General features: G+C 66.3%; 14 protein-coding genes. 2 read left to right on the top strand and 12 right to left on the bottom strand.

Annotated elements, in window-relative coordinates:
- Positions 1–286: 286 nt before the first annotated feature.
- The 9 genes from ASE63_RS16530 to epmA all read right to left on the bottom strand — a co-directional run bounded on the left by ASE63_RS16530 (position 287) and on the right by epmA (position 6,482).
- The gene (locus ASE63_RS16530) at positions 287–1,390 is read right to left on the bottom strand and encodes an anhydro-N-acetylmuramic acid kinase (RefSeq protein WP_056803457.1); all 1,104 of its coding nucleotides are present in this window, start codon (positions 1,388–1,390) and stop codon (positions 287–289) included.
- Between the two features lie 45 nt (positions 1,391–1,435).
- Positions 1,436–1,744, bottom strand: a complete 309-nt coding sequence (locus tag ASE63_RS16525) for a DUF1330 domain-containing protein (protein WP_056803454.1) — start codon at positions 1,742–1,744, stop codon at positions 1,436–1,438.
- A 2-nt stretch (positions 1,745–1,746) separates the two neighbouring features.
- The gene (locus tag ASE63_RS16520; protein WP_056803451.1) at positions 1,747–2,034 is read right to left on the bottom strand and encodes a DUF1330 domain-containing protein; all 288 of its coding nucleotides are present in this window, start codon (positions 2,032–2,034) and stop codon (positions 1,747–1,749) included.
- A 52-nt stretch (positions 2,035–2,086) separates the two neighbouring features.
- Positions 2,087–2,791, bottom strand: coding sequence for an orotidine-5'-phosphate decarboxylase (gene pyrF, locus ASE63_RS16515; protein WP_056803474.1), 705 nt, complete (start codon positions 2,789–2,791; stop codon positions 2,087–2,089).
- 146 nt (positions 2,792–2,937) lie between these two features.
- Complete coding sequence (locus ASE63_RS16510) at positions 2,938–3,606, bottom strand: DsbA family oxidoreductase (RefSeq protein WP_162261791.1); 669 nt, start codon at positions 3,604–3,606, stop codon at positions 2,938–2,940.
- Between the two features lie 64 nt (positions 3,607–3,670).
- Positions 3,671–4,057 carry a type II toxin-antitoxin system VapC family toxin gene (locus ASE63_RS16505; RefSeq protein ID WP_056803446.1) on the bottom strand — a complete coding sequence of 129 codons (387 nt, stop codon included), beginning with the start codon at positions 4,055–4,057 and terminating at the stop codon, positions 3,671–3,673.
- A complete protein-coding gene (locus ASE63_RS16500; protein ID WP_056803443.1) occupies positions 4,054–4,299 on the bottom strand; it encodes a type II toxin-antitoxin system Phd/YefM family antitoxin in 246 nt (81 codons plus the stop codon). Before ASE63_RS16500 ends, ASE63_RS16505 begins: the two co-directional genes overlap by 4 nt.
- Positions 4,300–4,353: 54 nt before the next feature.
- Positions 4,354–5,421, bottom strand: a complete 1,068-nt coding sequence (locus ASE63_RS16495) for a lysine-2,3-aminomutase-like protein (RefSeq protein ID WP_056803441.1) — start codon at positions 5,419–5,421, stop codon at positions 4,354–4,356.
- Positions 5,418–6,482 (bottom strand): EF-P lysine aminoacylase EpmA, encoded by a 1,065-nt coding sequence (gene epmA, locus ASE63_RS16490; RefSeq protein WP_056803439.1) that lies wholly within the window; start codon positions 6,480–6,482, stop codon positions 5,418–5,420. The genes ASE63_RS16495 and epmA overlap by 4 nt, the downstream gene beginning before the upstream one ends.
- 118 nt (positions 6,483–6,600) lie before the next feature.
- Here epmA and efp point away from each other — a divergent pair, with 118 nt between their 5' ends.
- The gene (gene efp, locus ASE63_RS16485; protein WP_056803435.1) at positions 6,601–7,170 is read left to right on the top strand and encodes an elongation factor P; all 570 of its coding nucleotides are present in this window, start codon (positions 6,601–6,603) and stop codon (positions 7,168–7,170) included.
- A 110-nt stretch (positions 7,171–7,280) separates the two neighbouring features.
- A complete protein-coding gene (locus ASE63_RS16480) occupies positions 7,281–7,799 on the top strand; it encodes a DUF1993 domain-containing protein (protein WP_056803431.1) in 519 nt (172 codons plus the stop codon).
- 234 nt (positions 7,800–8,033) lie between these two features.
- On the opposite strand, the gene ASE63_RS16475 is transcribed toward ASE63_RS16480, so the two are convergent.
- From ASE63_RS16475 to ASE63_RS16465, 3 genes are read right to left on the bottom strand one after another with little or no spacing between them, the layout of a single operon-like run.
- On the bottom strand, positions 8,034–8,690 hold the full coding sequence (locus ASE63_RS16475) for an MBL fold metallo-hydrolase (RefSeq protein WP_056803425.1): 657 nt from the start codon (positions 8,688–8,690) through the stop codon (positions 8,034–8,036).
- A 26-nt stretch (positions 8,691–8,716) separates the two neighbouring features.
- Positions 8,717–9,052, bottom strand: coding sequence for a hypothetical protein (locus tag ASE63_RS16470; RefSeq protein ID WP_056803421.1), 336 nt, complete (start codon positions 9,050–9,052; stop codon positions 8,717–8,719).
- A complete protein-coding gene (locus tag ASE63_RS16465) occupies positions 9,049–10,665 on the bottom strand; it encodes a fumarate hydratase (RefSeq protein WP_056803471.1) in 1,617 nt (538 codons plus the stop codon). Before ASE63_RS16465 ends, ASE63_RS16470 begins: the two co-directional genes overlap by 4 nt.
- Positions 10,666–10,809: the final 144 nt, after the last annotated feature.

Genomic DNA, 10,809 nt, shown 5'->3' with positions numbered 1-10,809 from the left:
CCAGTGAAGCGCAGAAGAGGCGCCGCTCAGCGGCGGCGCCGTCTCGATGGGCGGTTTATAGGCGGCGCCTCCCCAGACTGTCAACGGCCTTTTTGAAGAAAATCGACCGAAGCGTTCCGGCTCCACGCCGCCGTAGCGCGGGAGATTGCCCGAAGGCCGTCAAAACGGGCCCGAGCGCTTCGAATTCCGTCCATTCCAGGCGGTTTCGCGCCAGAAAAGAATCTTGGAATCGTCGCCTCGTCGACCGATCCCTGGATAGCAGCCCTGGGTCGACTGTTTTGTGACGTCAGCCTGCGAGGTTCAGGCGCCCGCCCGCGAGCGGCGCCGGCACGCCGGTCGTGCTCGGCAGACTGAGTGGCAGTCCCTTCACCGAGCGGATCGCGAGATAGGCGAAGATCTGCGCCTCGAGCGCGTCACCGTCCCAACCCGCGGTTTCGACCGGCTCGACCGGCACGCCGAGGCGCTCGCTCAGCCGGGTCATGAAATGGCGATTGAGCCGGCCTCCGCCGCCGACCAGCCAGCGGGCGGGCAGGCGCGGCACATGATGGAGCGCCGCGACGAGGCTTTCGACGGTGAAGGCGGCAAGGGTCGCCGCTCCATCGGCATCCGACAAGGGCTCGACCACCTGGGCGCGCCGATGGAAGTCGTTGCGGTCGAGTGATTTCGGCGCCGGCCTGTCGAAAAAGGGATTGGCCATGAAGCCGGCGACCAGTTCCTCATGCACGCGCCCGCTCGCGGCGAGCGCGCCATCGGCATCATAGGCCTGGCCACGCCGGCGCAGCACGAAGTCGTCGAGGATGGCGCTGGCGGGGCCGGTGTCGAAGGCGATGACCGTCTCGCCATCGATATAGGTGACGTTGCCGACGCCGCCGAGGTTCAGCACCATCACCGGCTGCGCCATGCCCTGTGCCAGGGCGCGATGATAGAGCGGCGCGAAGGGAGCCCCCTCCCCTCCCGCCTCGACATCGGCATGGCGGAAGCGATCGACGGTTGGGATGCCGAGCGCCCGGGCAATGGCCGGGCCGTCGATCAACTGCCGGGTGAAGCGCTGTTGCGGGCGATGATAGACGGTCTGGCCGTGCAGGCCGACGAGATCGATCGCAGTAAGGTTGAGACCGTGGTCGGCGACGAACTGCCGGATCGCGGCGAGATGATCGGCCGTGACCTCGGCTTCGAGCTCGACGAGCGGCTCGGTCAGGGCGCGCTCGGCTTGGGCGATCAGGAGCTGGAGGGCGCGGCGCGTGGCGTGGCGGTAGGGATAGGAACGTCCGGGCCCGAAGGAGACTGCATCGCGGCCGTCGCTGGTGACGACCGAGACGTCGATACCGTCCATCGAGGTGCCGCTGATGACCCCGATGGCGGTGAGACTATCCTGCTGGAGCCGGTCCATCCGAATGCCGCGTCCCGCTCCTCCGACAGCCCCTGGAAGCCCAGGCTATTCGCCCGGCTGGGCCCCGTCATAGCCGCCGATGATGACGAGATCGACCTTGCCGACCAAGGCGAGGTGCTTCACCGCCTCCTGGTATTCCGGCGAGGCGTAGCAGGCGCGCGCCGTCGCCTCGTCCTTGAACTCCAGCACGACGTTGTGCTTGCGGCCCTCTCCGCGGGCGAGCTTGTACTCGCCGCCCCGAACCAGGAACTTCGCGCCATACTTGGCGAAGGCGACGGCGTTCAGCGAACGGTAGCGGGCGTATTCCTCCTCGTTGTCGACATCGAGGCGGGCGATCCAGTAGCCTTTCGCCATCGTCAGGCTCCCTCGACCGCGACGAGATCGATCTCGCCAGCGCCCTCGCGCAGCTTGCGGGCCTCGGCATATTCCGGCGAGAACAGATAGGCACGGGCCGAGGCGAAATCGGCGAACTCGATGATGATGTTGCGGGCGCGGCCCTCGCCCTCGGCAACCGTCATCTGGCCGCCGCGCACGATCGGCGTGCCGCCATAGATCTTCATCACCTCGGAGGCCTTGGCGGCATAGGCGCCCCATTTGGTCGCGTCGGAGACCTTGGCGCGGCCGATGACATATCCCTTGGGCATGAGCTCAATCCGTCTGCTGAAGCGGGTCCGGCGAATCGCGGGCGGGCCGAGCTTAGGAGGCGGTCGCGATCTCGTCCATGATCGCGCCGACCGCCGCGCGCGGGTCTGCCGCGCGGATGATGGGACGCCCGACGACGAGATGATCGACGCCCGCGCGGATCGCCTCGCCCGGTGTCAAGGTGCGCTTCTGGTCGCCAGCGGCAGCGTCGGCGGGGCGGATGCCGGGCGTGACGATCAGCATGTCGCGACCGATCACGTCGCGCACGATCGCGGTCTCGGCGGCCGAGCAGACGATGCCGTCGATGCCGGCGCTGCGGGCCTGTTCGGCACGCAGGCGGACGAGATCGCGGACCGCGAGCCCGTAGCCGGCATCGCGCAGGTCGCCGTCGTCATAGGAGGTGAGCGCAGTCACGGCGAGGAGCCCGAGCGCCGCGTCGCCCCTGCCCTCGACGGCACCGCGCATGGTCTGCGGATAGGCGTGGACACTGAGGAAGGTGACGCCGAGCTTGGTCAGCGAGTCGACGCCCTCGGTGACGGTGTTGCCGATGTCGTGCAACTTGAGGTCGAGGAAGACCTTCTTGCCCTCAGCGACCAGTTGGCGGGCCAGATCGAGCCCGCCAGCGAAGGCGAGCCGATAGCCGATCTTGTAGAAGGTGGCGCCGTCGCCCAGCGTCGCGACCAGGCGGTAGGCGTCCCAGACGGTGGGCACGTCGAGCGCGACGATCAGGCGGTCGCGAACATCGTTGATCTTCTGCATCATCCGGCTCCCGAGTTTCGAGGGAAGGCGCATGATTCGATGCAGGATGCAAGGGAACGGCGCTTTTCCGGCCCGCTTCCCGACCTTGCCTGATGCCGCCGCCGGCGTCGCTCTGTGCTGAGAGCGGGGACGCCCAGCCCGGCCGGTCAGAACCCGGGCATCTCCGGCGGCGGAGCCTGCTGCGCCAGCGCCTGCGCGAAGACCTGGGCCCAGACATCGGGTGTCTGCGCGCCGGAGACGGCGAGCTTGCCGTCGACGATGAAGAAAGGCACGCCGGTCACGCCGACCTCCTGGGCGTGAGCTTCCAGCGCGACGACTGTCTCGCGCAACTCGTTATTGGCAAGTTCGTCACGCGCCGCCTGCTCGTCGAAGCCCTGCTCGACGGCGATCTGGACCAGGGTCTCGACATCGCCGATATCGCGGCCGTCCTGCCAATAGGCCTTGAACAGCGCCGCCTTCATGTCGCCGCCGCGCTGAACAGTCGAGGCTGCCGCGACCAGCATGTGCGCCATGCGGGTGTTGACGCTTTTTGTGACGCCGGCCCAGTTGAAGGTCACGCCGCTCTCGAGTGCCGCCTCCGACAGGCGCAGCTCGATCTCGCGGCGCTTGCCCGGACCGAACTTCGCATCGAGATATTGCGTGCGGTCCATGCCCTCCGCGGGCATGTCCGGGTTGAGCTCATAGGGCAGCCAGGTGATGGCGACGCGCTCCGTCAGCCCGTTGCGGGCGAGCGCGGTTTCGAGCCTGGCCTTGCCGATGAAGCACCAGGGGCAAGCGAGATCGGAAACGATCGCGATCGGCAGTTTTTCTTGCATATGCGTGTCCTTCATCAAAGGCCCGCCGAACCGAGCCTTCACGGTCTGGCCGGCAAGCAAAAACTCAAACCTGGCGAACCGGCCCCGGATAGCGCGCCAGCACGGCATCAGATGTCAAAAGCGTCATCGCCTCGGCCGTTGCCTGGGCCAGGAGAATGCGATCGAAGGGGTCCTTGTGGATGACCGGCAGGTCACTCAGCGCCAGCACATGCTCGCTCTCGATCGGCAATTCCCGATAGTCGTTTTCGATCAAGTTGCGGCGCAATCGACGCAGGTTGATCGCGAAGTCAGCGCGCCCAGAGGCATTCTTGATCGCAATCTCCCACAAGCTCGCAATGCTGAAGCTGACCGCATTCTCGGGCGTTTCGATCAGCGTCATCGCCTCTGAGGACAGCTTGTGCGGCTCGCTCACCAGCCAAAGAAGCAAATGGGTATCGAGCAGAAGCTTCATGGCTTGCCCGAAAACAGCTCCGCGATTTCCTCTGCGGCCATCGTGTCGAAGTCATCGGGCACAGTGAACTCGCCCGCCATGAATCCGACCCGCCGACGCAAGCCCTTCTCGGCAGCATCGAGCGGAACGACCTTCGCCACTGGCTTCCCAGCCTTGGCGATGATGAAGCTTTCACCCTGCGCCACCTTCTCGATCAGCCGAGAGAGATGAGTCTTGGCCTCGTGGATGTTCACCGTATCCATCGCCCGCCCTAAATTAGTTCAATCAGGTTAGTTTACTTCAACCGACATCGGTTATCAAATCGGCGGATAAAGATGCCGCTCGCCATGGCGGTCCTCGGCGAAGGCCTCGGCGCCGGGCGTCTCGCAGGCCGACAGGAAGGCGGGGCCGACCGGAATTTTCCCGGCCCCGCCGGGAATGTCGAGGATATAGGTTGGCTGGCAGAGCCCCGACAGATGTCCGCGCAGGCGTTTGACGAGGGCCTGCCCCTCTTCCAGCGAAAGGCGGAAGCGGGCCGTGCCCGGCGCCAGATCGGGATGGTGCAGGTAATAGGGCTTCACGCGGTTCTCGACGAAGGCGCGCATCAGCGCCCCAAGCGTCTCGACATCGGCATTGATGCCCTTGAGCAGCACGCTCTGGCTGAGCAGGACATGGCCGGCATCGGCGAGCCTCGCCAGGGCGGTGCGAGCTTCGTCGGTGAATTCGCGCGGGTGGTTGGCGTGGACCGCGATGTAGCTCGCCTTGCCGGGGATGCGCAGCGCCTTGGCGTAGTCGGCGGTGATCCGGCCCGGATCGACCATCGGCACGCGCGTGTGCCAGCGCACGACCTTGATATGCGGGATCGCGGCGAGGCGCTTGGCGACCTCGCGCACGCGTCGCGCGGAGAGGATCAGGGGATCGCCGCCGGTCATGATGACCTCCCAGATCTCCGTGTGCTTCGCGAGATAGGCGAGCGCGGCGTCGAGCTTCTCGCCGGTCAGCGCATCGCCGCCGGGGCCGACCATCTCGCGGCGGAAGCAGAAGCGGCAATAGACCGGGCAGGCATGGACGAGCTTGAGCAGAGCCCTGTCGGGATAGCGATGGACCACGCCTTCGACCGGCGAATGCGCATCGTCCCCGATCGGATCGGCCAGTTCCTGCGGGAGCGTGACGAGTTCGCCGGCATCGGGCACGAACTGGCGCGCGATGGGATCGGCGGCATCGGCTGGATCGATCAGCGCCGCCATGGCCGGCGTCACCGATACCGCATAGCGCCCGGCGACGGCCTGCAGCTCGTCGTGCCGCTGGGGCGTGACGATGCCGGCATCGATCAGCGCGCCGATCGAGCGCAGCGGCTGGCCTCCGGGGGGCTGATGGATGCTCATATGCGTCCCCTGCCCGGTTCGGCGACCGGCGTCCAGAGCACGTCCTCGATGCGGCGGGCGCCGGTGCAGAGCATCACCAGGCGGTCGAAGCCGAGCGCGATGCCGCTCGCCTGCGGCATATTTGCGAGCGCGGCCAGAAAATCCTCGTCGATCGGATAACGCTCGCCATAGATGCGGGCCTTCTCGTCCATATCCGCCTCGAAACGCCGGCGCTGCTCGGCCGGATCGGTGAGTTCGCCGAAAGCATTGGCGAGTTCGACGCCGCAGGCATAGAGCTCGAAGCGTTCGGCCACGCGCGGATCGCCGGGCTTGGGCCGGGCGAGCGCGGCCTCGCTGATCGGGTATTCGCAGAGGATCGTGGCGCGGCCGCGGCCGAGATGCGGCTCGACCCGCTCGGACAGGATGCGGCTGAAGATGTCCGACCAGCTGTCGTCCGCCGCGACCCGGATGCCGGCCTCGCTCGCATCGGCGGCCAGCCCGGCACGATCCACGTCGTTGTCCGCCGTCACGGTGCGGAGCAGATCAATCCCGGCATGGCGACGAAACGCCTCCTGCAGGGTCAGGCGCTCGGGCTCGGCGAACGGGTCAGCCTTGCTGCCGCGCCAATGCAGGGTTTCGACCCCGGCGGCTTGGGCCGCCTCCGCCAGCAAGGCGGCGCAGTCGCGCATCAGCGTCTCGTAATCCTCGCCGGCGCGATACCATTCCAGCATCGTGAATTCGGGGTGGTGCAGCGCCGTACGCTCGCGGTTGCGGAAAACGCGGGCGAAATCGAAGATCCGCTCCTCTCCGGCGGCGAGCAGTTTCTTGCAGGCGAATTCCGGCGAGGTGTGCAGATAATAGGGATGAGCGGCTGCAGCGTTGTCGATCAGCGTCGTCGCGAAGCCGTGCAGATGCGTCTCATTGCCAGGCGACAGCTGCAGGATCGCGGCCTCGACCTCGACGAAGTCGCGCGCCTCGAACCAGCCGCGCAGTGCCGCCTTGATGCGCCCCCGAGCCAGCAGAGCCGGGCGGCGGTCGGCATGGATGTCGGGCCGCCAGAAGGGCGGGTGGAACGAACTCATCGAATCTCGCGTCGAAACCGTAGGGCAGCTTTCGCTTCGCGCGCGAATGCGGTAGTTGCGCGGCAAGCGAATTCGCATAGCGCGCGGGAGTGCCGCGCACCAAGCCAAGGACATTCACGTGGTCAAGGTCATCGCATCCTCCGTCCGCAAGGGCAATGTGCTCGAGTTGGACGGCCATCTCTGCACCGTCATCTCGGCCGAAAGCTTCTTCCCCGGCAAGGGCACGCCGACGACGCAGATCGACATGCGCCGCATCGCCGACGGCGTGAAGATGACGCAGCGCTACAAGACGACCGAGCAGGTCGAGCGCGCCTATGTCGAGGACCGCGACTTCACCTATCTCTATCAGGACGGCGAGCAGTACGTCTTCATGAACCCGGAGACCTACGACCAGATCCCGGTCGACAAGGACGTGATCGGCGACGCCGCTCCCTATCTCCAGGAGAACATGAAGGTCTCGCTCTCGGTCTTCGAGGACAAGGCCGTGGCGATCGAACTGCCGCAGCGCGTCACGCTCGAGGTCGTCGAGACCGAGCCGGTGACCAAGGGCCAGACCGCCTCTTCCTCCTACAAGCCGGCGATCCTGTCGAACGGCGTGCGCAGCGCGGTTCCGCCGCATATCGGCGTCGGCACCCGCATCGTCGTGATGACGACCGACGGCTCCTATGTCGAGCGCGCCAAGGACTGATGAGAGGCAAGGATTGATCGACGCCGCCTGCTGCAATTGCGGCGGCAGCGCCTATATCGACGACGTAAGCGGGCCCTTTCCGGGCCCGTTTTTCGTTCGAGGATCCCTCCATGTCGCTCACAGTCCAGACTGCCGCCCTTTCCGGCTTCGCACAGACGCTCCGCGCGCTCGACGCCATCCTCGACAAGGCCGCTGAGCAGGCGGAGAGCCGCAAGATCCAGCCCGAGGTGGTGCTGAATGCGCGGCTCGCGCCCGACATGCTGCCCTTTACCCGCCAGATCCAGCTCTGCTGCGATTTCGCCAAGAACGCCGTGGCGCGACTTTCCGGCGGCGACAACCCGCGCATCCCGGACGAGGAGAAGAGCTTTCCCGAGCTGAAGGCGCGCATCGCCAGGACGCTGGCCTTCGTCGCGGCGGCCGATAGTGCGGCCCTCGAGGCGGGACTTACGCGCGACGTCACCTTTCCGCGCGGCCCCTCGGCGACCGTGACGATGACGGGCGAAGCCTATCTCACCCGCTTCGCCATCCCGAATTTCTATTTTCATGCCGCGACCGCCCACGGCATCCTGCGCCATAACGGCTTCCACATCGGCAAGCAGGACTTCCTGCTCGGTGTCTTCGACGCCTGAGGCGAGGAATCGCCGCCGCTGCGAGAACAATTTCCGCAGCGGCCCTTGAAAGGTCAGGACCGCTTCCCCATCTCAGGCGCACGGCGATGTCGAGGGCGTTCCACAGCCTTCCAGCGCCGCAGAAGACGGCCATGAGCCGAACGTTTGACGCCGGATGTACGCGCACCCGTTCAGGACATGGCCGTTGGTTCATCCCGAGGCCCGTAGCGGATTTCCGCTGCGGGTCTTTTCGTATCATCCTTGCAGAAACGGATTGCTCGCCCGTTCCTCGCCCAGCGTGCTCGCCGGGCCGTGACCGGGCAGGAACTGCACGTCGTCTCCGAGCGGCAGCAGCTTTCCCTTGATGCCGGCGATCAGCGTCTCGTGGCTGCCATAGGGAAAATCGGTGCGGCCGACCGAGCCGGCGAAGACGGTGTCGCCCGCCAGCAGGAAGCGCAGATCCTTCTGGAAGAAGGTGACATGGCCGGGCGTATGGCCGGGCACATGCTGCACGGAGAAGACGACTTCGCCGACCGAGATCTCGTCGCCTTCGGCAAGCCAGCGCGCCGGCGCGACCGCGCGCATGTCGTGGATGTCGAAGCGCAGCCCCGCCGTCGGCAGGTCGTCGAGCAGGAACTTGTCCGCCTCATGCGGCCCGATGATCGGAACCGACAGCGTCTCTGCCAGTTCGGCGGCACCGCCGGCATGGTCGAGATGGCCATGGGTCAGCCAGATCGCGGCCGGCGTCACGCCGATCTCCTTGAGCGCTCCCAGGATCAGCGGGACATCCCCGCCGGGATCGACGATGGCGGCCTGCCTGGTCTTCATGCACCAGATGAGCGAGCAGTTCTGCTGGAACGGCGTCACGGGCAGGACGGCGACGCCGAGAGGCGATTGCGGCTGGTCGGTCATCTGCGTTCTTTCCAGTTCGGGAATGGTCAGCGCCTGCCGCCGCAGCGATTGGCGAGCAGCGCGCGGTAATCCGCCAGCTCGGAATCCATCAAGGCGACGCTCTGCTCGCGCTCGCGCCCGGCCTGGCAGCTTGCGAAGACCGCGCGCGCATTCTGCAGGAAGCCGACATGCTCACGCCAGGTCCGGCACTGCGTCGCCTGGTCGGCGTTGGCCACGGCGGAAAGCCGCGTCTGCTGCCGGTGCATCCCGCCCTCGTTCTGGAAGAGGTCGCGCGAACAGGTCGCGGGCCGCGCTTGCGCCGAGGCGAACTGCGCCGGCACGAGCATCAGCAGAGCGAGGGCGGCCGTCGCGAGGTGCCTCATCCGAGGTTAAGCTCCTTGAAGAAGTCGTTGCCCTTGTCGTCGATGACGATGAAGGCCGGGAAGTCCTCGACCTCGATGCGCCAGACGGCCTCCATGCCGAGCTCGGGATATTCCAGAACCTCTACCTTGCGGATGCAGTCCTGCGCGAGCCGGGCTGCCGGGCCGCCGATCGAGCCGAGATAGAAGCCGCCATGGGCCTTGCAGGCTTCCCGCACCGCCGCGGACCGGTTGCCCTTGGCCAGCATCACCATCGAGCCGCCGAAGGACTGGAACTGGTCGACGAAGGAATCCATGCGGCCGGCCGTGGTCGGCCCGAAGGAGCCCGACGCCATGCCTTCTGGGGTCTTGGCTGGGCCGGCGTAATAGACCGGATGGTTCTTGAAATAGTCGGGCATGCCCTGCCCGGTCTCGAGCCGCTCGCGGATCTTGGCATGGGCGGAATCGCGCGCGACGATAATCGTGCCGGTCAACGAAAGCCGCGTCTTGACCGGGTACTTCGTCAGGGTGGCTAGAATCTCGCTCATCGGCCGGTTGAGGTCGACCTTGACGACGTCGCCGCCGAGCGAGGCGTCCTCGACCTCGGGCAGGTATTTCGACGGATCGGTCTCCAACGCTTCGAGGAAGATGCCATCCTTCGTGATCTTGCCCTTGGCCTGACGATCGGCCGAGCAGGAGACGCCGAGCCCGATCGGCAGCGAGGCGCCGTGGCGCGGCAGGCGGATGACGCGCACGTCATGGCAGAAGTATTTGCCGCCGAACTGGGCGCCGACGCCAAGCGCCTGCGTCAGCTTGTGGACCTCTTCCTCCATCTCCAGATCGCGGAAGGCATGGCCCGAGGGCGATCCTTGCGTCGGCAGAGCGTCGAGATATTTGGTCGAGGCGAGCTTGACCGTCTTCAGGTTCTGCTCGGCCGAGGTGCCGCCGATGACGATGGCGAGATGGTAGGGCGGGCAGGCCGCCGTGCCGAGCGTCAGGATCTTCTCCTTCAGGAACGCCATCATCCGGTCCTTGGTCAGGAGCGAGGGAGTCGCCTGGAAGAGGAAGGTCTTGTTCGCCGAGCCGCCGCCCTTGGCGACGAACAGGAATTTGTAGGCGTCCTCACCCTCCGCATAGATGTCGATCTGCGCCGGCAGGTTGGTCGCCGTGTTCTTCTCCTCGAACATGGAGAGGGCTGCGACCTGGGAATAGCGCAGGTTGCGCTTGAGATAGGCGTCATGGACGCCCTCGCCCAGGGCCTCCTCGTCCTGCCCTTCCGTCCAGACCATGCGGCCCTTCTTGCCCATGATGATGGCGGTGCCGGTATCCTGGCACATCGGTAGGAGGCCACCTGCGGCGATGTTGGCGTTCTTGAGCAGGTCGTAGGCGACGAACTTGTCGTTCGAGGTCGCCTCCGGATCGGCCAGGATCTTGGAGAGCTGCGCGAGATGGCCCGGGCGCAGCAGATGGTTGATGTCGATGAATGCCTGCTCGCTAAGGCGGCGGATCGCGTCGCGCGAGACGCTCAGCACCTCGCGGTCGCCGATCTTCTGAACCGACACGCCCTCGCTGCCCAGCTTGCGATAGGGCGTCTCGTCCTTTCCGAGCGGGAAGAGATCGACATGCGTGTAGGCCATCGGCAGCACTCCGACATTGAAACGGCGCCCCTCGGCCCGGCGGGGCATGAAGGTCGCGGCACCGAATAGACGAAGTTGCGATCTGGTCAAATGCCAGAGAAGGCGCCGGCCCGCCGCGCCGACGTGGCGCAGCAGGGTGCGCGG

This window comes from Allobosea sp. Root381, from assembly GCF_001429395.1.
Classification (GTDB): domain Bacteria; phylum Pseudomonadota; class Alphaproteobacteria; order Rhizobiales; family Beijerinckiaceae; genus Allobosea.
The sequence above is the reverse complement of the archived record's forward strand: the minus strand, read 5'-3'. Positions and strand labels throughout refer to the sequence as shown.

What these genes read in the sequence shown, in the direction of transcription:
- ASE63_RS16530 (WP_056803457.1), bottom strand. Translation starts at nt 1,390, where the DNA reads ATGGACCGGCTCCAGCAGGATAGTCTCACCGCCATCGGGGTCATCAGC.
- ASE63_RS16525 (WP_056803454.1), bottom strand. Translation starts at nt 1,744, where the DNA reads ATGGCGAAAGGCTACTGGATCGCCCGCCTCGATGTCGACAACGAGGAG.
- ASE63_RS16520 (WP_056803451.1), bottom strand. Translation starts at nt 2,034, where the DNA reads ATGCCCAAGGGATATGTCATCGGCCGCGCCAAGGTCTCCGACGCGACC.
- pyrF (WP_056803474.1), bottom strand. Translation starts at nt 2,791, where the DNA reads ATGCAGAAGATCAACGATGTTCGCGACCGCCTGATCGTCGCGCTCGAC.
- ASE63_RS16510 (WP_162261791.1), bottom strand. Translation starts at nt 3,606, where the DNA reads ATGCAAGAAAAACTGCCGATCGCGATCGTTTCCGATCTCGCTTGCCCC.
- ASE63_RS16505 (WP_056803446.1), bottom strand. Translation starts at nt 4,057, where the DNA reads ATGAAGCTTCTGCTCGATACCCATTTGCTTCTTTGGCTGGTGAGCGAG.
- ASE63_RS16500 (WP_056803443.1), bottom strand. Translation starts at nt 4,299, where the DNA reads ATGGATACGGTGAACATCCACGAGGCCAAGACTCATCTCTCTCGGCTG.
- ASE63_RS16495 (WP_056803441.1), bottom strand. Translation starts at nt 5,421, where the DNA reads ATGAGCATCCATCAGCCCCCCGGAGGCCAGCCGCTGCGCTCGATCGGC.
- epmA (WP_056803439.1), bottom strand. Translation starts at nt 6,482, where the DNA reads ATGAGTTCGTTCCACCCGCCCTTCTGGCGGCCCGACATCCATGCCGAC.
- ASE63_RS16480 (WP_056803431.1), top strand. Translation starts at nt 7,281, where the DNA reads ATGTCGCTCACAGTCCAGACTGCCGCCCTTTCCGGCTTCGCACAGACG.
- ASE63_RS16475 (WP_056803425.1), bottom strand. Translation starts at nt 8,690, where the DNA reads ATGACCGACCAGCCGCAATCGCCTCTCGGCGTCGCCGTCCTGCCCGTG.
- ASE63_RS16470 (WP_056803421.1), bottom strand. Translation starts at nt 9,052, where the DNA reads ATGAGGCACCTCGCGACGGCCGCCCTCGCTCTGCTGATGCTCGTGCCG.
- ASE63_RS16465 (WP_056803471.1), bottom strand. Translation starts at nt 10,665, where the DNA reads ATGGCCTACACGCATGTCGATCTCTTCCCGCTCGGAAAGGACGAGACG.